The sequence below is a fragment of the Corynebacterium phocae genome (assembly GCF_008693075.1).
GTDB lineage: Bacteria > Actinomycetota > Actinomycetes > Mycobacteriales > Mycobacteriaceae > Corynebacterium > Corynebacterium phocae.
The window spans coordinates 1-22,287 of record NZ_VXKJ01000037.1 but is presented as its reverse complement, the minus strand read 5'-3'; the positions used below and the strand labels follow the sequence as shown (position 1 = coordinate 22,287).

Here is a 22,287-nt window from a genome sequence, read left to right as displayed (position 1 = left end):
CCTGGTCCCGGCACCCAAATTCCGGCGTCCCAAATCCTTCCCCCCTAGTGCAAGGTGGGGTTGTAGCGGAGGCTATTGCGCTTGGTCCGAGTCTCAGTGGCAATGGCTATCCCAGCAGCAACCTCACCGCCTTCGCGGCGTGCGTAGAGGCTTTCCACCACGCGGTCGCGCAAGTCCCACGGGGAAATGGTGTTGATATAGATTTTGGTGCCGCCCTCGAACCCGGCCAGGGTGGAAAGCCGCAACTTGATCATCACGCGCCATGGTTGCGGGATATCCACGCTTGGGGACTGATGGTGCCATTCCTCATTACAGGCCACCTGGGGGCCTACTGCGGCGTGCGCCGCGTGGATGAGATCGGACATCGCTTCGACCTCTGCGGGAGTCTGCTTCCAAGGCTCCGGCGTTGGTGACTTGGAGTAGATCTCGATTGTTGGATACCGGTGACCAAAGCCGGCATACATCACGGCATGGTCGTTTTCTGCGATGATTAAGTTATGCTGCGCGGCGTAGTCCACCGCCCACTGGTTGTACATGTTCGGGTTAGCGCGCAACATCTCTACCTCACGCTCCGCAGAGATACCCCGGTCATCAACGGCCACCAGTTGCTTGTGCAGATGGTCAAAGGACGCACCAGCCGGTGCCAACCAGTTCTGGAAAGCCACCACGTAGGAAACATAGCGGTTGCGCTGGTAGAGGTCCCGCATGGAGTCTGCGGTAAAACGGGTGAACAGATAGTGCTCATTAGGGGTCAGCGTGCCAGAAGAAGCCAGCTGGCTGGTATCGGTAGCACCGTCGGTGAAGTGGCGCTTAGCAATTATGACGTCATGGCCTCCACCAAAGAACCCGGTGGCAATGGCGGTGAGCTCTGCGTCCGAAACATCCGGGTTTAGCCCGGAGGCTTTAAGCCGAAACCGCGCGACGTCAAAGACGTGCTCCCGGCCCGCCGGGTCCTCCAAGTAGCTAGCCATACGCGCCTTCGTAGTAGCGTCTAGCTCATAGCCGTAGTTTTGCTGCCAGTAAGTAAACGGAAGGATTTCAAAAAGGTTGGGCACCCGCCTGAAAAGTGGCTCCGTGTCCCATAACTTCCCCGGTTTTAGACCGCGCAGAATTTCCCCGGAGGGAAGAATACGTGACTTTTCCGGTGGAGTTTCCAGGCGCCGGTTCACACAAAAAGCGCAGGTTGCCACCTGGGATTGTGCGTCAAGCGGCCGCGGGGCGGACACTGATCTACTCAAGGGCCGGTTGCCCCGTCCCGGTACCGTCCACACCTCAGTTCCAGAAAAGGGATTTAGCTGCTTGATTGTCCCGTCTGCCATAGTTTGGATTGGTTCAGTCCTGGCAAAAAGTGGAAGGTTCATACTTTTAAGGATAAACCCCCTATAGACTTGTGCGCTAAGCCAACCTAGCTAAATGTTGAAGGATCCTATGCGCCCGGAAATTACCCACGAATTTGCCACCCAGCTGCCGGAGATGGCCGCCCAAGCCCGCGGTGAGGAGCAGCCCTCACCGGAGCTGGTGGTTCTCAACGTTGACTTGGCCGCGTCCTTGGGGTTGGACCCGGAGTGGCTGCGCAGCAGCGAAGGCCTGGATTTCCTGCTGGGGCACGGCACCGCGCACGCCATGGCATACTCCGGGTACCAATTTGGCCAGTTTAACCCCCACATGGGTGACGGCCGGGCGTTGCTGCTGGGAGAGGTTGGCGGCCGGGATCTCCACGCCAAGGGCACCGGCCGCACGCCCTATTCCCGCCATGGTTCAGACGGCCGGGGCACGTTGCGTTCCATGCTGCGTGAGTATCTCATGAGTGAAGCCATGCACGCTTTGGGAGTCCCCACCACCCGGGGCCTGGCCGTTATTGCTACCGGCCGGAAAATCCAGCGCCAGATAGTTGAGCCCGCCGGTGTCCACGTCCGGGTGGCCGCCAGCCACATCCGGGTGGGCAGTTTCCACTTCGCGGCCCGGGATTCCGGGCTGCTGCAACGCTTGGCGGACTACACCATTGCACGGCACTACCCGGGCAGCACCTACCGGGAGCTCTACACCCAGGCCATGGACGCACAGATTGCCACCGTGGCCGCCTGGCAGCGCTTGGGGTTTATCCACGGGGTGATGAACACTGATAACACCACTCTGTCTGGGGAAACAATCGACTACGGCCCGTGCGCGTTCATGGAGACTTACGACCCTGATACCTGGTTTAGCTCCATTGACACCCAGGGCCGCTACCGCTTTGGCCAGCAACCAGCCATGCTGGGGTGGAACCTCGCGCGTCTGGCGGAGTCCCTGTTGCCGCTTTTTGACAGTGGTCCCAACCGCGCAGTCGAGTTCGCTCAGGAAACCATTAACGGCTTCTACGGCAAGTTTGAACGCCAGTGGCACGGCCAGCTGGCCACCAGGCTAGGCATTTCTGCCGATGCCGTCCCCGGCTACCTCGCCGCAGTCACCGGCCACGACCTCACCAACTTCAACGCCGGACTCAATTCCGGTGGTGCCGGCCTGGCACCGGAGTGGGAACAACGCTGGCGGGAAGAATCCAGCTTCTCCACCCCGGACCCCGCGCAGCGCTTCCACCGCGTAATCCCCCGCAACCTCAACGTGGAGGCCGCCTTAGCCGATATCGGTGAGTTCCACCGCCTCCTGGACGCCGTCACTCACCCCTACCAATCTCAACCCGAATACGAGCAGCCGGGGGATTTGAGTACCTACCGGACTTTCTGCGGTACATAAGCGGCTGCGCCTTGCCCACCACAGCGGGTTTGCCCACCAGGCCAGACACCAGCGGGCTTGCCGCACCGGTTGAGGTGCGCCAAGCCCGCTGGGGTGGGGTTTAACCCTAGCTTTCCTCGAGTTTGAGGGATTTCTGGGTGAACTCCCACAACTCTTCGTAGAGTTTGGGGTTCTTGGAAAGTTTGGATCCGTAGGAAGGCACCATCTCCTGAAGCTTGTCAGCCCAGTGAATCATGTGCTCGCCAAAGCAGCGCTCTAACAGCTCGATCATGGCAGCCGGAGCAACCGAGGCACCTGGAGAGGCACCCAGCAGACCCGCGATACTGCCCTCTTGGTTGTTGATGAGTGAGGTACCAAACTCTAGCGACCCGAACCGTGGCGCACCGGCGGGCTTGATGACCTGGACGCGCTGTCCCGCCACGACGGTCTCCCAGTCCTCCGACTCGGCTGACGGCACGTAAGACTTAAGCTCAACCATGCGCTCGTCGAAGTCCTTCATGACCTCGGAAACTAAGTACTTGGTCAAACCAAATTCCTGCGCGGCCACGCCCAGATAAGAACTGAGATTGTCCGGGCGAATGGACTTGAACAAATCCAGGTAGGAACCTTCCTTCAGGAACTTCGGTGACCACCCGCCGTAGGGGCCAAACATGAGCCCCTTCTGGCCGTCAATGACGCGGGTGTCAAGGTGTGGCACGGACATAGGGGGTGCGCCTACCGCAGCCTTGCCGTAGACCTTCGCTGCATGTTGCTCAATTAGCTCCGGGTTGGTGGAACGCAGCCACATGCCAGAGACCGGGAAGCCGGCAAAGCCAAGGATCTCCGGGATGCGCGCCTTGCGCAGAAGGTTCAGGGCGTAGCCACCGGCACCTACGAAGACAAAGTTTGCGCGCACTACCGTGGTGTCTCCAGTCTGTGCATTCTTGGAGTACACGCGCCACTTTGCGCCGTCGCGCTTGATATCAACCACTTCGGTGTTATAGCGGATTTCGGTGCCTGCGGCGCGAGCCGCCGTAAAGAACTGCTCTGTGAGCGCGCCAAAGTTGATATCCGTGCCGGCGTCGGTCCAGGAGATAGCCACCTTGGGGTTGTCAAAGTCGCGCTCCAACGCCATCAGCGGTAGCTTGTCCGCAAACTCCGCCTCATCATCCGTGAACTGTAGATCCGGGAAGAGATGGTTTCCTTTGAGGATATCGAACCGGCGCTTGAGGAAATCTACCTGGATTTCGCCTTGTGCGAAGGAAATGTGCGGAACCGGATTAATGAATTGACGCGGGTCAACCAAGATGCCGTTGTTGACCTGGTGGGCCCAAAACTGCCGGGACTTCTGGAACTTCTCATTGACTGCCAGCGCCTGGGAGACGTCAACTCTGCCGTTTTTCTCCGGCGTGTAGTTAAGCTCACAGAGAGCGGAGTGGCCGGTACCGGCGTTATTCCACGGGGAGGAAGACTCCAACGCTGGCCCCTCCAGGCGTTCGAATACCATCTGGGTCCAACTGGGCTCTAGTTCGCGAAGCATGGCGCCCAGGGTGGCACTCATGATTCCAGCACCTATCAGCGCTACGTCAACTTCTTCCGCGGGCTGTGGGGAGTTCTTAACGGAGGACAACTCTTTTTACCTCTTTTAAATATCGATTTGTATTTTCTACGGATGTGAATAAATGTTGCTGAAAATGTTCAAGGGTCCGGATTCGGTGATCTCGAACGATCATAATGCCTACCACCATACGCCCACACCTAATCCGGGAAACTAAACCACCCTCATTGTGACAATTTTCTACCCTCTTGCGGCATTCTGCAGCAAAATTACCTACGATTTAGGGGTATGAACCAAATTACCCCCACGTGGTCCGATGTCCCCTGGAATGAGGACATCCTGGGCCCAGACTTCTATGCCACCTCCCTTCCACTTGGTACAGACCCCGACGGCGAAGGCACCATCGAGGCAACCCTGGTGGCCTACCAGCCCCAAACCCCGGGTTTTGCGGACCGCCCGGCACTGCTGTGGGTCCATGGGATGACCGACTACTTTTTCAACACCCCAACAGCCCAACACTTTCACGAGTTAGGCTACGCCTTTTACGCCGTTGACCTGCGCAAGTGCGGCAGGTCCCGCCGTGAGGGCCAACGGTGGCACTACGTCTCCGATCTCAGCTACTACTACACAGACTTGGACAAGGCCCTTGACACTATCCCCAACCAGTCGGTGGTTCCTATGGGCCATTCCACGGGCGGCTTAATCTGCACCCTCTGGCTCAACGACCGGCGGCCGAAGAACGTCAAGGGGCTAATCCTCAACGGCCCGTGGCTGGACATGATGGGAGTCTCACGCCTGACCTATAATTTGCTCAAACCCGTGGTGAATACGGTAGGAAAATACTTTCCGCTTCTCCCCTTTCCCGGGGGCAACCTAACAGCCTTCGGGGACTCCATGCACGTCTCGCGCTACGGCGAGTGGGATTATGACCTGGGATGGAAGCCGCTTCACGGGCACCGGAAGTATGTGGGCTGGTTGCGCACAATCGTGGAAGGCTTTGACCGTATTCACCGCAGAGGAATTGACGTGGGCGTGCCGTACCTAACTGTATGCTCCACCCGTTCCATTTTGAGCGAGCCTTATAGCCGCGCCATCAATTACGTGGACGCGGTTGTGGACGTGAATCAAACCGCCATGTGGGCAACAACTTTGGGCGAGGATCACACTTTGCTGCCCATCCACGGAGCCCGGCACGAGGCTTTTTCCTCCGTGCCCAAAGTCCGCGAGCAAGTTTTTAGCGTCACCGACGCCTGGCTAGAGCGACTCGACTTATAGTTGCGCTACGGTGGCTAAGACATATGGTTCCACGGCGCCTTCCGCCAGATGGACACACCAGTCCTCCGCCATAGGCACGACCCAACTTTCGTTACTAATAAATAAGGAATAGACCACTCTATGACAAGCTCCACTCCGCAGCCTTCCGCTCACTACGACCTCATCATTATTGGCACCGGTTCCGGCAATTCCATCCCCGGCCCGGAGTTCGAGGATAAATCCATCGCGATTATCGAGAAGGGCACCTTTGGTGGCACATGCTTAAACGAGGGGTGCATACCTACCAAGATGTACGTCTACGCCGCCGATGTTGCCCTCGCGGCGCGCCAGGCAGGCAAGTTGGGCGTTGAGGCCACAGTCAACAACGTTGATTGGCAGTCAATCGTTGACCGCGTGTTCACCAACCGGATCGATCCCATTGCCCAAGGTGGTGAGCAATACCGTCGCGGTAATGAAAACCCCAATATCACGGTCTATGCTGGCCACGCCCGCTTCGCGGGACCAAAACTGGTCGAGGTTAATGGGGAATATCTCTCCGCAGATGACATAGTGATCGCGGCAGGAGCGCGCCCTTTCATCCCACCAGTCTTTGCAAACTCGGGCGTTCGTTACTACACCAACGAGGACATCATGCGGCTTCCCCAGCAGCCCAAGAAACTCATCATCGTTGGTGGCGGCTATATCGCGATGGAGTTCGCCCATGTCTTCGATGGTTTGGGAACTAAGGTGACCATAGTCAACCGCTCCCAGACGGTCCTGCGTTTCCTAGACGAAACGCTGTGCGACCGGTTTAATGAGCTAGCCAAACAGCGCTTTGACTTCCGGATAGGGACCGGGACAAAGCTATCCGAATCCGCCACCGGAGTAGTCCTTACCTTAGATAATGGCGAGGAAATAGAGGCTGACGCAATCTTGGTAGCCACCGGGCGGGTACCCAATGGTGACCAGATGAATCTTGGCAGTGCGGGGATACGCACACACGCCGACGGCCGCATTGAAGTGGACGAATACGGCCGAACTTCGACCCCAGGCGTCTGGGCCCTGGGAGATGTGTCCTCGCCTTACATGCTCAAGCACGTAGCAAACGCGGAGACCCGCGCTGTCAAGCACAACTTGGCTAACCCAAGCGACATGCAGAAAATGCCCCACGACTTAGTCCCCTATGGGGTCTTCACTCACCCGCAGATTGCAACGGTAGGGCTGACCGAACAGCAAGCCCGTGAACAAGGCCGCGAGCTGACTGTGAAGGTTCAGGCCTACGGGGACGTAGCCATGGGGTGGGCGATGGAAGATTCCGCAGGCCTGGTCAAGCTCATCGCCGATAAAGAAACCGGCCGTTTATTGGGCGCCCACATCTTAGGTGCGCAAGCGACGACGCTCATCCAGCAGTTAATCACCGTCATGGCTTACGATATCGACCTGCGCGGCTTCGCTCGCAATCAGTATTGGATCCACCCTGGGCTGCCGGAGGTAGTTGAAAACGCTCTCCTCGGGCTGGACTGGGAATAGACCATATAACCCCAAGGCGTTACGTGATATAGAACACAGCTACCCCTGGGGTTTTTGGGACCAAATAGTTTCCCTAGTAGATCCGCCTTGTCCTTGCCAGATCTCCCGCCCACTATGACGGGGTGGGGGGAATTTTCCCCAGAGCGAATCAAAATCTGTGATTTAGTTATGCGAATCTGGGATGATCAGGCTAAAGTGGGCTTATAGCACTGGACTATGCCCCATAGGCAACCACGTGTTGTCTGGAATCTCTCTGTCTATTTAAGATAGATAGCCCAAGACCATTGATGGTTTCATCACGAAACCTGACACTTTCAACGTTTAAGGATTTTTTGAATATGCGTATTCGTAAAGCTGCCCTTGCCGGCGCTACCGCAATTGCCGTAACCTTCTCCGGCACCGTTGCCGCAACCGCCCAGGAGACTACCGAGACCAACACTGGCTCTTCTTCCATCTTCCCTTCTGAGAAGCGCGCTGATACTGATGCAGAAGGCAACCTAATCAACAACGGTGACAAGAAAGACAGCACCATGTCCTCGAAGCTCGGTAGCCTGCTTGACGCAACCAAGCCTGCTGACGGAACCAAGATCTTCGGCGATGACGCTGACGTTTCTTCCCAGCCTAAGTGGGCTCAGGCTCTCTACGGCGTAGGCATTGCCTCCATCGTCATCACCATCCTGGGTGGCCTGGTTGGCCCTGTACTGAACTTCATTCAGTACGGCCCATTCTCCCGCTAATCAAACCTCACCAGCCCCCACAATTTTTGAAAGGCATTAACAATGCGTAACTTCCGCACCGCAGCTATTGCCGCTGCAACCGCCGTCACCGTCGCTTTCGGTGGCGTATCCATCGCCTCTGCTCAAGACAACAACGTCTCTCAGGGGTCAGATACCTCCAAGACCTCTTCTTCCACGACCAAGCCTGGCGAGACCATGCCTAAAGGCGAGACCAAGCCTGACGAGACCATGCCTAAAGGCGAGACCAAGCCTGACGAGACCATGCCTAAAGGCGAGACCAAGCCTGACGAGAAGATGGACGGTGACTCCAAGGCAGCCGTAGACACCGGCAAGGACTTCAAGAAGGCCGCTGACGCTGCGTCTTCCAAGGGTGAAGGCTCCCTGTCCTCCAAGGTTGCTGGCGTTACCGAAGCCGACAAGCACGCCATCGGCGCCAACCTGCTGGGCAAGTACATTGATGACACCCAGAACCCAGCATGGGCACGTATCTGGCGCGAAGGCACCTACGTTGGCTTGATTGCCGCTGGTATCTCCACCGTTATCGCTATGTACAACTTCGCTGTATTCAACGGTCTCATCCCTGACCTGCTTGCCGGCCTTTTCGCCCACAAGTAAATCCTTTAGGGTTATAACTTTTTAAAGAGGGTGCCTCCGCTTCGTGCGGAGGCACCCTCTTTCTTCTATGTCAAGGCTGAAGTGAAAATTGTGGCGGTATCACCTTCCAGGAGGTGGTACCGCCGCATACTTTGCTACACCTGTTCTCGCTCCGCAGGTGACAATGTGAGGATCTCATTTCCTTCCTCAGTGATTACCAGGGTGTGCTCAAACTGGGCGGTGTACCGGCCGTCAGTGTTTTGCACCGTCCAGCCATCATCCCAAATCTCATAGTCCAAGCCACCAATGTTAATCATCGGCTCTACAGTCAGGGTCATTCCGGGCTCTAGGATGTTCCGGTAAGTCATGGAGTCGTAGTGAAGTACAACCAAACCGTTGTGGAAGGTAGGCCCCACCCCGTGCCCGGTGAAGTCCGTAACCACGTTGTAGCCAAAACGCTTGGCATAGGCCTCAATCACGCGCCCAATGACATTGATTTCGCGCCCCGGCTTGGCGGCCCTGATACCCCGCATGGTGGCCTCATAGGTGCGTTCCACCAACAGCCGGTGCTCCTCGGAGACGTTTCCTGCTAGGAAGGTGCGGTTGGTGTCCCCGTGTACGCCGTTTTTGTAGGCGGTCACGTCAATATTGACTATGTCCCCGTCCTGGACAACCGTGGTGTCCGGAATCCCGTGGCAGACGATCTCGTTGAGGGACACACAGCAAGACTTGGGGAAGTTCATGTACCCCAACGTGGAGGGGTAGGCACCGTGGTCCAGCATGTATTCGTGGGCAATCCGGTCTAGCTCATCAGTAGTAACCCCGGGCTTAACGGCCTTGCCCGCCTCATCCAAAGCGTCAGCTGCAATGCGGGAAGCCTCCCTCATTGCCTCAATGATTTCTGGGGTTTGCACGAAAGGTTCGCCCATATTTTCCTGGACAGAGTCCTTCCACACGTACTCCGGACGTTCAATGGACTCCGGTACGGTGCGTAGGGGGGTTGGTTTTCCGGGTTTTAGCTTTCCTCGTTGATTCATGCCCCCTATGCTACTGCTAGCCGCCTGCGCGCAACGCGTCCAGGGTGCGCAAAAAGTGGTCAGTGATATTTACCGAGGTAGTAGAACCGCCGCCCAGCACCACCAACGTGGCAAAGGCTAAGTCATCATCACGGAATCCGGTGAACCACGCGTGGGAGCCCTGGTTAATTTCTGCCTCACCGGTCTTGCCGTAAATAGCGCCGCCGGCCTGCATGCCAGCCGCAGTACCCGAGGTGACCGTTTGACGCATCATCGTCCGGAGGTTGTCAATCACGTACGGCGTCGGGCCATCCGGGTTGGCAGAGGGCGTGGTTTCCTGGTTGGAGATAAGGGTGGGCACCGGGCGGTGGCCAGCCGCAACCGTTGCGGACACCAGGGCCATACCAAAGGGGCTAACCAGGTCCAGGCCCTGTCCGTAGCCGGCCTCAGTCCTTTCCAATGGGGTCTCCCCCGCCGGGACGGAACCGGTGGCGGTGTTTAAGCCAGGAATGTCATAATCCAGGCCCATACCAAAGCGCTTGGCTTCCTCCTTGAGCTGACCAGTGTTCAGGCGGGTAGAGATATCGGCGAAGGTGGTGTTGCACGATTGCGCGAAGGCTCGCTCCAGCGGGACGCTACCCAAGGAAAATCCGTTGTAGTTGACCACGGTCCGCCCGTAGATATTCATGCTGCCAGGGCAAGGGACAATACTGTTTGAGCTCAAGCCCTCGTGTTGCAGCCCGGCGGCCGCAGTGAGGATCTTAAACACCGAGCCGGGAGGATAGAGCCCAGACAGCGCTAGATCACCTTTCCTATTGGCGGCATCGGTCTGCGCCACAGCCAGAATCTGGCCCGTCGAAGGCCGCATGACCACCATCATGGCCTCAGAGTCCGCGCGCAACCGGACGGCTTCCTCAGCGGCCTGCTGCACCTTGGAATCAATGCTAACGCGGATGGCGGGCGCGGGCTGGGCCTCGTGGAATTCAATGTCTGTCAAAGATGCCCCGTGGGGGTTGACTATAGCTATCCGCCAACCATTGGTGCCGTCTATCCTGTCGGAGACCACCTTGGAAACTCGCGCCATAACGTCCGGAGCGAAGTCTTTGCGGACGTTGATTAAAGCCGGCTCCTCATTAATGCGGACTCCCGGTAGGTTGACAGTTGGAGGCTGTTCATACACGCCCACCGAATAGATACCCTCATGCTTTTCCAGGGCGTCGCCCAGCTGCGCGGCGTCAACGCTACCGCCCACCGAGGTGGCAATTATCCGCGCGGCGGCGCGGGGATCATCTATCTGGTTGGTGTCTACCAATAGGCGGTACTGCAGGCCCGGGGACAGAAGCTCCACGCCATCGGAGCTAACCACTGAAGCTCTATCAGCGGTGACGGCGCGCAGTTCCAGGTGCTGATTGAGCCCCAGCCGCGGGTGCACTGAGGTGGGCTGCCAGCGGACCGTCCAGCGTTCATCGGTCTTGGTCAACGCTATGGATGAGTCATAAGTCACGGTACGGTCCCGGGGCAAATCCCAGGTCACGGTGTAGGTGGCGGTGGCGGTCGACTCATTTTGCTTGATGTCTTTTACCTCCACGTCCACGCCCTCAGCCTGCAGGCCGTCGAAGGTGGTGGTGTAGACCTCCGTCGCTTGGTCAGGCTTGTCAACCACCGCCGCCATCAGACCGGTATCGCGGGTTTCAAACGCCGTGACAAAGTCCTCAATCACCGGCTCGGCGGACAACGGTTTTGGAGTACACGCTTGGGCAAGGCTCCCGGCAAAACTCATTACGCACAAAAGCGCCACCGTCTTTTTCATGTTTAAAAACACTACTTCAGTGGTGGCGCAATGGCGTTTAGGCGCGCTTTACTTGGTCACGCGAACCTCTGCTTTGGTGCCTTCAACGGCCTCAAGTCCGTCCTCCTCAGCAATCCGCATGGCTTCTTCGATTAGCGTTTCCACAATCTTGGCCTCGGGCACCGTTTTCACTACCTCACCCTTGACAAAGATCTGGCCCTTGCCGTTTCCGGAAGCCACGCCCAAGTCAGCGTCACGGGCTTCACCGGGACCGTTGACAACGCAACCCATCACGGCTACCCGCAGTGGGAACTCCATGCCTTCTAGCCCGGCAGTGACCTCCTCAGCCAGCTTATAGACGTCTACCTGCGCGCGGCCGCACGATGGGCAGGAAACGATCTCTAGTTTGCGGGGCCGCAAGTTCAGCGCCTGCAGGATCTGGTCTCCTACCTTGATTTCCTCCACCGGATCTGCGGAGAGGGAAACGCGGATAGTGTCCCCAATTCCCTGGGACAGCAAAGCGCCGAAGGCAACGGAAGATTTGATGGTACCCATGAACTTCGGGCCGGCCTCAGTAACCCCGAGGTGCAGCGGGTAGTCGGTCACCTCCGCCAGCTGGCGGTATGCCTCCACCATGAGCACCGGGTCAGAGTGCTTCACGGAGATGGCGATGTCACCAAAGCCATGTTCCTCAAACAGTCCCGCCTCCCACGTGGCTGACTCCACTAGGGCCTCCGGGGTGGCCTTGCCGTATTTTTCCAGCAAACGCTTATCCAGCGAGCCGCCGTTAACACCAATACGGATGGGGATTCCGGCGTCCCCAGCTGCCTTGGCTACTTCCTTGACACGGCCATCAAATTCTTTGATGTTGCCGGGATTGACGCGGATGGCAGCGCACCCGGCGTCAATGGCCTGGAAGATGTACTTTGGCTGGAAGTGGATATCCGCGACTACCGGGATGGGGGATTTCCGGGCGATTGCTGGCAAAGCCTCAGCGTCAACGGGCTTGGGGCACGCCACTCGCACGATGTCACAACCGCTAGCGGTCAACTGCGCGATCTGCTGCAGCGTGGCGTTCACGTCGTGGGTTTTGGTGGTACACATTGACTGCACCGAAATGGGGTGCTCAGACCCCATGCCCACTGGGCCCACGAAGATCTGCCGGGTTTTGCGGCGCGGTGCCAGGATTGGCGGCGGGGCGTCAGGAATGCCGAGTCCGATTGGAACGGTGGTTGACATTGTCTCTCCTAAAAATTTCATGGGGTTTAGCTGGATTCTACTTTACGCTAGCCAAAAATCCGGATTGGGTTGACCACGTCTGCCACGATGACTAGCGCGCCAAAGCCCATTAATAAGGCCGCCATAACGTAGGTGATTGGCATAAGCCCCCGGTAGTCGACTGCTCCCTTGGGGGCCAGTCCCCGCGCCCAGCGCAGGAGGTTGCGGATTTTTTCGTAGCAAATCACGGCGATGTGCCCGCCATCGAACGGCGGCAGGGGGATGAGGTTGAACAAGGCCAGGAAGTAGTTGAGCGAGGCCAACATCATGAAGAAAGATGCCCACAGGTCACGCTCCACTAACTCCCCGCCTAGGCGGGAGGCACCGACTACCGACATGGGTGAGTCTTGGGCCCGCTCAGCGCCAAAGATTGACGCCAAAATTCCGGGAACCTTGGCAGGTATTTGCCCAATCGCAATTACCGTGGACTTGGCCATGTACGCGGAGTATTTGGCCGAAGCTACCGCTGCGCTGACCGGATTATCGTGTTTGACAATGATGTCCAGTGGTTTGTTGACCAAGCCAATAGAGCCGGCTTCGAAGGGTTGTCCTTCCGCGTTAAATCGCGTCACGGTCTCCGGGGTCACCGTCATCTCAAGCTCACGTCCGCCACGCTCAATGGTCAAGACTACGGGCTCGCCTGGGCTATCAATGACTGCATCACGAAGCTGCGCGAAGCTCTCCAGCTTGGTGCCGTCTACCGCCAGGATGACGTCCCCCGGCTGCACACCGGCCCGCCCTGCCGGCCCGGTGCCCTGACATTCTTGGAAGGAGTCCGGCCCTATCTGGTCAGCAGAGCAGGTAACTGCACCAACCTGCGGGCGGATATCGACGTCCATGTCGGGGATCCCGGCGGTCAGCGCAATCCCAAAGAGGATGGAAAAACCCAAAACGATATTGACCGCAATACCGCCGGACATCACCACAATCCGCTGCCAGGCAGGCTTCTTGTACATGGCATGGGGCGCTTCCTCAGCGGTAAGGTTCTCATCATTGGGAATCATTCCCGCGATGTCACAAAAACCACCTACGGGCAGCGCGGCTAAGGAATACTCCGTTTTACCCGCCTTAAACCCCACGAGTTTAGGGCCAAAGCCAATGGAGAACCTGCGGACCCGCATGCCAAAGGCGCGGGCCGAATACATGTGCCCTGCCTCGTGCAGGGCGATGGTCACCCCAATGCCCAGGGCGAATAAAACGATGCCAATAATGTTGGCCATAAATACCTATCTAGCTCTGAATTTCTTGCAAACGCGCCTGTGCATCCGCGCGCGCCTGGCGTTCGACCGCCAGAATGTTGTCGACGCTTGACATTACACCAGATCGCACAGAGCTCTTAAGCATCACGTGTTCGACGGTATCAACTATCTCAGGGAAGTGAATACGGCCGGCTAGGAACGCTTCCGCCGCTTCTTCATTGGCGGCGTTGTAGATAACCCCCGTGCCCTCGCGCGCGGCCTGGCGGGCCAGCTCCACCGCCGGGAAGGCACCGTTGTCCAAGGGCTCAAAGCGCCAGTCCATGGCTTGGGAGAAGTCTAGCGCCGGCTGGGCGCCTGGCACCCTATTTGGCCAGTCCAGGGCAAGGGAGATGGGCAGTTTCATCGACGGCGGGGAGGCCTGGGCCATGGTACAGCCGTCTACAAAGGTAGCCATGGAATGAACTATGGACTGCGGGTGGACGGTGACGTCAATAAGCTCCGGGGCGATGTCAAAAAGCAATGTGGCTTCAATGAGCTCTAGACCCTTGTTGACCAACGTCGCGGAGTTGAGAGTGTTCATCTGCCCCATTGACCATGTGGGGTGTTGGGCGGCTTGCTCCGGGGTGACCTCCCACATCTGCTCACGGGTCCACCCCCTGAAGGGGCCTCCCGATGCCGTGAGGACCAACCGCGCCAGCTCAGAACGCGTGCCTGACTGCAGCGCCTGCGCCATTGCGGAGTGCTCCGAATCAACCGGAACAATCTGGCCCGGTTTGGCCAGCCCCATAACAAACGTGCCGCCTGCCACCAATGATTCCTTGTTGGCCAGCGCCAGGTACTGCCCCGCCTCTATGGTGGCCAGGGTAGCGGCCAGGCCCATCGAGCCAACCAGGCCGTTGAGGACGGTATCTGCCGGCACTGAACGCACCAGCTGCTCCGCAGAATCCGGCCCAGAAATCACGGAGCCGCCTAGGGCCTCCCCTACGATCCGGGCGGACTCCGGCCGGGCCACCGCAATGTGGTCAGCCGAAAGGTTGACAGCCCGAGCCTGGTCAATGATCTGCTGCGGGTTTGAGCCGCCCGCCGCAATGCCAACGACCTCGAATTTCGCGGGATTGTCTGCGATTACCTCCAGCGCCTGGGTGCCAATTGAGCCGGTGGATCCTAGAATGAGTATTCGTTTCTTAGTCACCTCCATCACTTTAGCGAAAACTCGGGGGTATTTAGTCGCTAATGGCAGGTTGATGTTTTAGACTACTAGGCAGAAATTACTATTTCGTGCTGCTTGTCGAAACCCTTCAACAAGCACGACTGCGCGTACACGCGAAGGAGAGCAAGTGTCTTCCCACAAGCCGACCTATGAGGTCTATAACGGCGTTTCCACCGAGGACGTCCCATCCGCAGGTTTTGGTTGGTCCCGTTTCGGGCGCACCGGCATTCAGATTGCTGGCTGGTTGTCAGTCTTTGTTCTGCTGATGTACCACTTTGGCAACCACACCGGACACGTTGAAACCGTGTGGCTCACGGTTCTAGCCGTGGTCATTGCCCTAGGACTTATCATCCACCTGCTTCAACCCAAGCTCCCCCAGGTACGCACCGTCACCGCGCGCAACCAGCCTCCAGGGCACCAGGAGCCTGATTGGATGTACGAGCAAAAGACCTCCACCGGTCACTACGCGCAACTCACCGACGCTGAGCTCCGCGCAATCAACATTGAGCCTTCCCGTGTTGCACACCTACGCAGCGTTGACAGCGCCGAGGGCCGCCACGCGGTTCGTGCCGACTCCGCCCACCGCACCACCGTAGCTCCAGCGCCAAACGGCGGTGCCATCAAGGCAAGCAGCCTAGCGCACGACTAAGAGCTAACAAACGCTAAAAAGCCAGCCCCCATCCGGGAGCTGGCTATTTTTTGCTTTCAGGTCAACCGCCCATCGGGGGGCGGGGCCCAGCGACGCGTGAACCCGCCGGCCAGCACAGGCCGCATGCGGGTCCTACAGGCGCTACTGCCCTTCGCGCTCGTCTGCGGCTAACTGACCACACGCGGCGGCGATCTCGTCGCCCTTGGTGTCCCTGACAGTGCACGGTACACCTTGCGCAATTACCCGGCGCACGAACTCATCGAGCCGGGCGCGCGGAGCGGCGTCCCACTCAGAGCCGGGCGTGGGGTTAAGCGGGATAACATTAACGTGAACCTTGGAACCCAGCGCGCGGTGCAGCTTCTGCCCCAACATGTCCGCACGGAAGTCCTGGTCGTTTTTATCCCGAATGAGCGCGTACTCGATAGAAACGCGGCGGGCAGATTTGTCTGCGTAGTAACGGGCGGCATCGAGAACCTCTGCCACCGGCCAGCGGTTATTAACCGGCACCAAAGAGTCACGCAGCTCATCATCCGGCGTGTGCAAAGACACCGCCAAAGTGCAGCTCAAGTCCTCATCCGCCAACTTTCGGATAGCGGGGGCCAAACCCACAGTAGAAACGGTGACGTTGCGCTGGGACAGGCCAAAGCCCTCCCCGTCCTGGCCGGTAATCTGCCGGACGGCGTGCACCACGCGCTTGTAGTTAGCCAACGGCTCCCCCATGCCCATGAACACGACGTTGCTCAAGCGTCCGCCTTCTTCATCCATCTGCTTGGCCGCCAGGCGGAACTGCTCCACAATCTCCGCCGTAGACAGGTTCCGGTCCAAACCTCCCTGGCCAGTAGCACAGAAGGGACAGGCCATGCCGCAGCCAGCCTGGGAGGAAATACACAAGGTGGCGCGCCCAGGATAGCGCATGACCACGGATTCCAGCATGGTTCCGTCATGGAGACGCCACAAAGACTTGGTGGTCTGGCCGTCATCAGTTGCCGTCTTGCGGATGAGCTCCATCAGCGTGGGGAACAAAGCTTCTTGGACGGCCTGACGCTTATCCGCCGGGATATCGGTCATATCCTCGACGTTGTCCGTCATATGCTCGTAGTAATGCTTTGCCAACTGCTTGGCACGGAATTTAGGAAGCCCCAGTTCGGAGAGCTTTGCTACGCGCTCCTGCGCGGTGAGGTCTGCAAAATGTTTCGGGGGCAGGCCCTTCCGGGGAGCGGAGAAGTTAAGTTTAAGAGTTTCAGCCATGGTAGTGCCTATTTTGGCACGTCCCCACCTGGATCGCTAAACCGAGCGCAAGGTTTATCTAGAAAAACCCGTAGGTAAGGAAGTTCATAGCCACCCACGTGACCATGGCCGCCGGGAGCATTCCGTCCAGCCGGTCCATCAACCCGCCGTGGCCGGGGAGGATTCCCGACATATCTTTAATATGAAGCTCGCGTTTAAATTGTGACTCCACCAGGTCCCCCAGCGTGGCGCACACAACCAGCAGGACGCCCATGATGGCACCTAACCAGAAGATGTGGTGCAGCAAGTAGTGGGTAGTGAGGGCGCCGGTGAAAGCACCGAAAACGATAGAGCCGGCAAAGCCCTCCCAGGACTTCTTCGGGCTTACCGCCGGAGCCATGGGATGGGCCCCGAAGGTTACGCCTGCTATGTAGCCGCCGGTATCCGACGCCACCACGCACAACATGAAGGTAAGAATGGAGGCGGACCCGGAAGCAAACGGGGTTTGGGCGTGGGTCAGCATGGCGGCAAAGGAGCCAAATAGCGGAACCCAGGTGAGTATGAAGATTCCCACCGCAGTGTCGCGAAGGTAGTTAATTGGCGGGTAATGCCGGCCATTATGGAAAAGCCTGCCAAACATCAACGCCAGGACGGCCACCACATACACAGACACCAATCCAGAGGCCCCCAGCGGCCAGGACGCCCAGAGCATAGCCTGACCGCCGATAATCAGCAGCGTCCTGGGAACTTGATATGAGTGCTCCCGCAAGCGCGTGAGCACCTCCCACATGGCAACGCCCACACCCACGGCCACCAGAAGGTACCAGGCCAAGTCCCCTACCCACACGGCGAGGACAACAACTAACCCAAGGAATACGCCAACCCCGATTGCAGAGGGAAGATCCCGGCCCGCCCTACTTTTCTTCTTGGGCGGAAGATCTGTCAACTCACCTGCTTGGGGCTTGGTCACTGGCTATATATCCTTTCAAAAGAAACGCCGCCAGAGTTTCTTGGGGAAAGGTCCGACGGCATATCACTAACGGGGAGAACTAGGAACTAGACCTCCAGAAGTTCCGCTTCCTTAGCGTTGACCAGCTTATCAACCTGATCAACATATTTAGCAGTGATTTTCTCCATTTCCTTTTCTGCGGTGTTTACCTCATCCTCACCGGCGTCGCCGTCTTTCTGGAGCTTCTTCAACGACTCCATTGCCTTGCGGCGCACGTTACGGATGGCAATCTTGCCATCTTCACCCTTAGATTTAGCAACCTTCACCAGCTCTTTACGGCGTTCTTCGGTCAGCTGCGGAATAGTAACGCGCAGAACCTGCCCGTCATTGGTGGGGTTGACGCCAAGATCGGAATTGCGGATGGCGTTTTCAATCTCCTGCATCATGGACTGCTCGTATGGCTTAATAAGCAACATGCGGGGCTCAGGGACTGACACGGTGGCCATCTGGGTAATGGGGGTAGGAATACCGTAGTAGTCCGCTACCAACCCGTTGAACATGGAGGGGTTGGCACGGCCGGTACGGATGGTGACCAGTTGCTCGCGGGTATGCTCCACGGAGGCACCCATGTGCTCTTCTGCCTCGAGGTGAATCTCATCAATCATGTTAAAAACAATCCTTTTGATTATTGATTTGGTTTATTAGGACAAATGTAGCAGGTCGAAAGGCAGGTTCAGCCTAGGACTTGACTAGTGTGCCAATCTTTTCTCCGTTTACCGCCCGGGCAATGTTTCCTTCGACCAGCAAGTTGAATACCAAGATGGGCATGTCATTGTCCATGCACAGGCTAAACGCCGTAGCGTCCGCAACCTTCAAACCTTGCTCAATAACCTCGCGCGGAGTGATGTCATTGTAGAGAGTGGCGTCCGGGTTGGTGCGCGGGTCATCGGAATACACGCCTTCAACACCCTTGGCCAGGAAGAGGACCTCCGCACCAATCTCCAACGCGCGCTGCGCAGCGGTAGTGTCCGTGGAAAAGTACGGCATGCCCATGCCTGCACCGAAGATAACGACGCGCCCCTTTTCCAAGTGGCGGGTTGCCCGCAGAGGCAAGTACGGTTCCGCGATTTGGGCCATGTTGATGGAGGTCTGCACGCGGCAGTCAATCCCCTCTTGCTGCAAGAAGTCCTGCAGAGCCAAGCAGTTCATCACCGTACCCAGCATGCCCATATAGTCGGAGCGGGCGCGGTCCATGCCACGCTGGGATAGCTCAGCGCCGCGGAAGAAGTTACCGCCACCAATGACCACGGCCACCTCAGTGCCCTGCCGGGAAACCTCTGCGATTTGACGGGCCACGTTTTCCACCACATCCGGGTCAATACCAACAGTGCCGCCGCCAAACATCTCACCCCCAAGTTTGAGCATCACGCGCTTGTAGGCCGTGCGCTTGGAGGCGGTTTCTTTAGTATCAGATAGATCAGAATTATCAGTAGCTGCCATGGTGGGTCGATCTCCTTAGTTGGTGACTTAAGCCTCAAGTGATTCACTCTAAGCCTACCGGGTTTGCCCCCAGCTCATAAAACGCCAGAAAGCCGCGGCGGAGAAAATCTCCACCGCGGCTAGCTAATACCGGCCGGGGTAAAGGGTCCGACGGAGAAAACTCACGCGGGCACCTATCCCAGGCTGACTTCAGTAGCTTTTAAGCACCCAGCTCAAAGCGCTTGAAGGCCAGAATCTTGGTGTCAGCCTCATCCAGGACCTTCTGGACGTTCTTCTTGGAGTCAGTCATGGAAGGCTGCTCCGGAAGCACGACGCTCTTGAAGAAGCCGTTCAGGCGGCCTTCCACAATCTTCGGCAGGGCAGCCTCTGGCTTGCCCTCTTCGCGGGTGGTGGCCTCAGCGATATCGCGCTCCTTCTGAACAACCTCAGCTGGAACATCCTCACGGGTGAGGTATTCAGCCTTCATGGCTGCGATCTGGAGAGCTACAGCGTGTGCAACTTCCTTGTCACCTTCGTAGGAGACCAAAACGCCGATTGCTGGCGGCAGGTCAGCGGAACGCTGGTGCAGGTAGTGAGCAACATTGTCGCCCTCGAGGGTGACAACGCGACCGATCTGCAGCTTCTCTCCGGTCTTTGCAGACTCAGCAGTAACAACCTCTTCGACGGTCTGGCCGTCGATCTCAGCAGCGTTAAGCTCTTCGGTGGAGTTAGCCTTAGCTGCAGCAGCAGCCTCGGTGATCTTGTGGGCAAAGTCGATGAAAGCCTGGTTCTTCGCAACGAAGTCAGTCTCACAGTTAACCTCGACCATGGTGTTGCCGGAAACGGCAATCAGGCCCTCCGAAGCTTCGCGGTCAGCGCGCTTGGATACGGACTTTGCGCCCTTGATACGTAGGATTTCGACAGCTTTGTCGTAATCTCCGCCGGATTCTTCGAGTGCCTTCTTGCAATCGAGCATGCCAGCGGCGGTGGCTCCGCGTAGAGCCTTAACATCTGCAGCAGTGTAGTTCGCCATAGTGGGGCGATCCTCCTTGAGTTCAAACAATTTTACGTTGAATCAGCGTAGCCGACATCCGTTCCCAGTGCCGACTACAGGGGGTTTTAAATTAACCCCCGTGGTGAATTTTGTGGGTCAAAAAGACGTTTGACGCTTAAAACCCCCTGGCGCTACCGGTGAGGCAGTTTCCAGGGGGTCAAAGGTCTATTTACTCTGCAGCCTTGGGAGCCTCAGTTGGCTCCGGTGACTCAGGAGTAGCAGGAGCTTCTTCAGCAGCGGCAGATGCTGGGTCGGACGCTGCGGCGGCCTCAGCGGCGTCACGTGCTTCCTTTTCAGCGGAATCGCCAGCGGCATCCTTAGCGGCTGCAACCTGACGCTCTTCGCGAGCCTTGCGGCCCTCCTCAACTGCGGTAGCAATGATGCCGGAAAGCAGCTTGGTGGCGCGGATTGCGTCGTCGTTGCCTGGGATTGGGAAATCAACCTCATCAGGATCACAGTTGGTGTCAAGAATGGCTACCACTGGGATATTAAGCTTCTTGGCTTCCTTAACCGCGATGTGCTCTTTGTTGGTGTCAACAATCCACAGTGCGGAAGGTGCCTTGGACATCTCAGCGATACCGCCCAGAACGCGCTCCAGCTTGGTGCGCTCACGGGTGAGCATGAGAACTTCCTTCTTGGTGCGGCCCTTGTAGCCGTCCTCAGCGCCATCCATTGCCTGCAGTTCCTTCATACGGCGAAGGCGCTTGGCAACAGTCTGGAAGTTGGTGAGCATGCCGCCCAACCAACGGTGGTTGACGTAAGGCATGCCAACGCGCTGTGCTTCCTCAGCAACAGCTTCCTGAGCCTGCTTCTTGGTACCAACAAAAAGGACGGTGCCACCGTGGGCAACGGTTTCCTTAACAAATTCGAAGGCCTCATCGATGTAGGTCAGCGTCTGCTGCAAGTCGATGATGTAGATGCCGTTACGGTCGGTGAAGATGAAACGCTTCATCTTCGGATTCCAGCGACGGGTCTGGTGACCGAAGTGGACACCAGCGTCGAGGAGCTCGCGCATGGTTACAACTGCCATGATTCGCTCGCTTTCTATTAGTCTTTAGGTTTTTACTTACATGTTTTGCGTGGGTTTTTATCCCACACCCTGGCTGCGAAACTTGCTGGCCAACACCCCCGAAATACTATCCAGCGCCACAAATTGCAGTACTAGCCGTGATGAACATCACGGTATTCAAGGGACCAAAGTCAGCAGCATATGCTCCGCCGCGCGTAGTCAGTGCTTCCAGGCAAGTAACCGCTAACGGCTACCATGTGGGCACACTGCTGCTGGTTATCTTATAGGTACGGCCAGGCTCTAGACAAAACGAGGCCCGGCGCGCCCGGCACCGGGCAAGCAACCCACCAGGATTTCGAAGTTATCCACAGGCACCGCTTACCCCCCTAGACGGGCGCGCAGAAGTAGGCCATAGTAACGGGCATGACTACTAACCAAGATAAAACACCAGTAAGTTTCCGGCGCAGGATGGCCTGCCATTTAGCAGCGGCGGCGTGCGCACTGGCGCTCAGCGGAGGCGCGGTTCCTACCTCTGCAGCAACCGCCAGCACCAGCTACCGCGACCCCACCACGGGAAACCCGGCGGTGGCCCGGGTGCTGCGCCCGTTTGAAAAACCCGAGCGCAACTGGCATTCCGGCCACCGGGGCGTGGATCTTGCGCTCGGGGTGGGCCAACCGGTGCTTGCCGCTGGGCCCGGGACTGTGGTCTTTTCTGGAACCGTGGCCGGGCGGCCCTCCGTGGCTGTGGAACACCCAGACGGCCTGCGCAGCACCTACACCCCAGTGTTTGGGAGAAAAACCGTAGGCGAACGAGTAGGCGCCGGGGAGCCCATTGGCACGCTGGCTCCCCCATTTGACGGCCACCCGGGGCTGCACTGGGGTGTGCTGCGGGGCAAAGATGACTATCTCAACCCACTGAGCCTGCTAGCCGCGCCGGTCATCAGGCTAAAGCCCGTGCGCTAGGCGGGCGGTGCCAGGCGCGCGGGTGTCAGGCGCGCTGGTGCGCGGGCGTCAGGCCCGCGGGTGCGCGGGCGTCAGGCGCGCGG

The 22,287-nt window shown here is 58.0% G+C and carries 20 protein-coding genes; 7 read left to right on the top strand and 13 right to left on the bottom strand.

Going from position 1 to position 22,287, the window contains the following annotated elements; translation table 11 throughout:
• Positions 1–44: 44 nt before the first annotated feature.
• Positions 45–1,361, bottom strand: a complete 1,317-nt coding sequence (locus F4V58_RS04405) for a DUF4921 family protein (protein WP_075733686.1) — start codon at positions 1,359–1,361, stop codon at positions 45–47.
• Between the two features lie 55 nt (positions 1,362–1,416).
• Here F4V58_RS04405 and F4V58_RS04400 point away from each other — a divergent pair, with 55 nt between their 5' ends.
• Positions 1,417–2,730, top strand: coding sequence for a protein adenylyltransferase SelO family protein (locus F4V58_RS04400; protein WP_425429757.1), 1,314 nt, complete (start codon positions 1,417–1,419; stop codon positions 2,728–2,730).
• 106 nt (positions 2,731–2,836) lie between these two features.
• Here the strand turns inward: F4V58_RS04400 and mqo are convergent, their stop codons facing one another.
• A complete protein-coding gene (gene mqo / locus F4V58_RS04395; protein ID WP_075733682.1) occupies positions 2,837–4,339 on the bottom strand; it encodes a malate dehydrogenase (quinone) in 1,503 nt (500 codons plus the stop codon).
• A gap of 216 nt (positions 4,340–4,555) precedes the next feature.
• Here mqo and F4V58_RS04390 point away from each other — a divergent pair, with 216 nt between their 5' ends.
• From F4V58_RS04390 to F4V58_RS04375, 4 genes are all read left to right on the top strand, one after another.
• Positions 4,556–5,542: an alpha/beta hydrolase gene (locus F4V58_RS04390; protein ID WP_075733680.1), complete on the top strand. Its 987-nt coding sequence runs from the start codon at positions 4,556–4,558 to the stop codon at positions 5,540–5,542.
• Positions 5,543–5,662: 120 nt separating this feature from the next.
• Complete coding sequence (gene mtr, locus F4V58_RS04385) at positions 5,663–7,051, top strand: mycothione reductase (protein WP_075733678.1); 1,389 nt, start codon at positions 5,663–5,665, stop codon at positions 7,049–7,051.
• A gap of 338 nt (positions 7,052–7,389) precedes the next feature.
• Positions 7,390–7,788: a hypothetical protein gene (locus tag F4V58_RS04380; protein WP_075733676.1), complete on the top strand. Its 399-nt coding sequence runs from the start codon at positions 7,390–7,392 to the stop codon at positions 7,786–7,788.
• Between the two features lie 42 nt (positions 7,789–7,830).
• On the top strand, positions 7,831–8,403 hold the full coding sequence (locus F4V58_RS04375; RefSeq protein WP_150385709.1) for a hypothetical protein: 573 nt from the start codon (positions 7,831–7,833) through the stop codon (positions 8,401–8,403).
• Between the two features lie 134 nt (positions 8,404–8,537).
• Here the strand turns inward: F4V58_RS04375 and map are convergent, their stop codons facing one another.
• The 5 genes from map to dxr are packed head-to-tail and all read right to left on the bottom strand — an operon-like array spanning position 8,538 to position 14,865.
• Entirely contained in the window at positions 8,538–9,419 is an 882-nt protein-coding gene (map, locus tag F4V58_RS04370) for a type I methionyl aminopeptidase (RefSeq protein WP_075733674.1), read from the bottom strand.
• A 16-nt stretch (positions 9,420–9,435) separates the two neighbouring features.
• Positions 9,436–11,208 (bottom strand): penicillin-binding transpeptidase domain-containing protein, encoded by a 1,773-nt coding sequence (locus tag F4V58_RS04365; RefSeq protein WP_075733672.1) that lies wholly within the window; start codon positions 11,206–11,208, stop codon positions 9,436–9,438.
• A 48-nt stretch (positions 11,209–11,256) separates the two neighbouring features.
• Entirely contained in the window at positions 11,257–12,426 is a 1,170-nt protein-coding gene (ispG, locus tag F4V58_RS04360; RefSeq protein ID WP_075733670.1) for a flavodoxin-dependent (E)-4-hydroxy-3-methylbut-2-enyl-diphosphate synthase, read from the bottom strand.
• A gap of 47 nt (positions 12,427–12,473) precedes the next feature.
• Entirely contained in the window at positions 12,474–13,685 is a 1,212-nt protein-coding gene (locus tag F4V58_RS04355; RefSeq protein ID WP_075733668.1) for a M50 family metallopeptidase, read from the bottom strand.
• A gap of 10 nt (positions 13,686–13,695) precedes the next feature.
• Entirely contained in the window at positions 13,696–14,865 is a 1,170-nt protein-coding gene (gene dxr, locus F4V58_RS04350) for a 1-deoxy-D-xylulose-5-phosphate reductoisomerase (RefSeq protein WP_211272773.1), read from the bottom strand.
• 136 nt (positions 14,866–15,001) lie between these two features.
• Here dxr and F4V58_RS04345 point away from each other — a divergent pair, with 136 nt between their 5' ends.
• Complete coding sequence (locus F4V58_RS04345) at positions 15,002–15,523, top strand: DUF2631 domain-containing protein (RefSeq protein ID WP_075733666.1); 522 nt, start codon at positions 15,002–15,004, stop codon at positions 15,521–15,523.
• Between the two features lie 141 nt (positions 15,524–15,664).
• Here the strand turns inward: F4V58_RS04345 and rlmN are convergent, their stop codons facing one another.
• The 6 genes from rlmN to rpsB form a co-directional block, all read right to left on the bottom strand.
• Positions 15,665–16,771 carry a dual-specificity RNA methyltransferase RlmN gene (gene rlmN / locus F4V58_RS04340; RefSeq protein WP_075733664.1) on the bottom strand — a complete coding sequence of 369 codons (1,107 nt, stop codon included), beginning with the start codon at positions 16,769–16,771 and terminating at the stop codon, positions 15,665–15,667.
• A gap of 58 nt (positions 16,772–16,829) precedes the next feature.
• Positions 16,830–17,720, bottom strand: a complete 891-nt coding sequence (locus F4V58_RS04335; protein ID WP_084559679.1) for a phosphatidate cytidylyltransferase — start codon at positions 17,718–17,720, stop codon at positions 16,830–16,832.
• 86 nt (positions 17,721–17,806) lie between these two features.
• Entirely contained in the window at positions 17,807–18,364 is a 558-nt protein-coding gene (frr, locus tag F4V58_RS04330; protein WP_075733662.1) for a ribosome recycling factor, read from the bottom strand.
• A 73-nt stretch (positions 18,365–18,437) separates the two neighbouring features.
• Positions 18,438–19,199, bottom strand: coding sequence for a UMP kinase (gene pyrH / locus F4V58_RS04325; RefSeq protein ID WP_075733660.1), 762 nt, complete (start codon positions 19,197–19,199; stop codon positions 18,438–18,440).
• A gap of 199 nt (positions 19,200–19,398) precedes the next feature.
• The gene (gene tsf, locus F4V58_RS04320) at positions 19,399–20,211 is read right to left on the bottom strand and encodes a translation elongation factor Ts (RefSeq protein WP_075733658.1); all 813 of its coding nucleotides are present in this window, start codon (positions 20,209–20,211) and stop codon (positions 19,399–19,401) included.
• A gap of 190 nt (positions 20,212–20,401) precedes the next feature.
• A complete protein-coding gene (rpsB, locus tag F4V58_RS04315; protein WP_075733656.1) occupies positions 20,402–21,262 on the bottom strand; it encodes a 30S ribosomal protein S2 in 861 nt (286 codons plus the stop codon).
• Positions 21,263–21,709: 447 nt separating this feature from the next.
• Between rpsB and F4V58_RS04310 the strand changes: the two genes are divergently transcribed.
• The gene (locus F4V58_RS04310; protein WP_150385717.1) at positions 21,710–22,204 is read left to right on the top strand and encodes a murein hydrolase activator EnvC family protein; all 495 of its coding nucleotides are present in this window, start codon (positions 21,710–21,712) and stop codon (positions 22,202–22,204) included.
• The last annotated feature ends 83 nt before the right edge of the window (positions 22,205–22,287 follow it).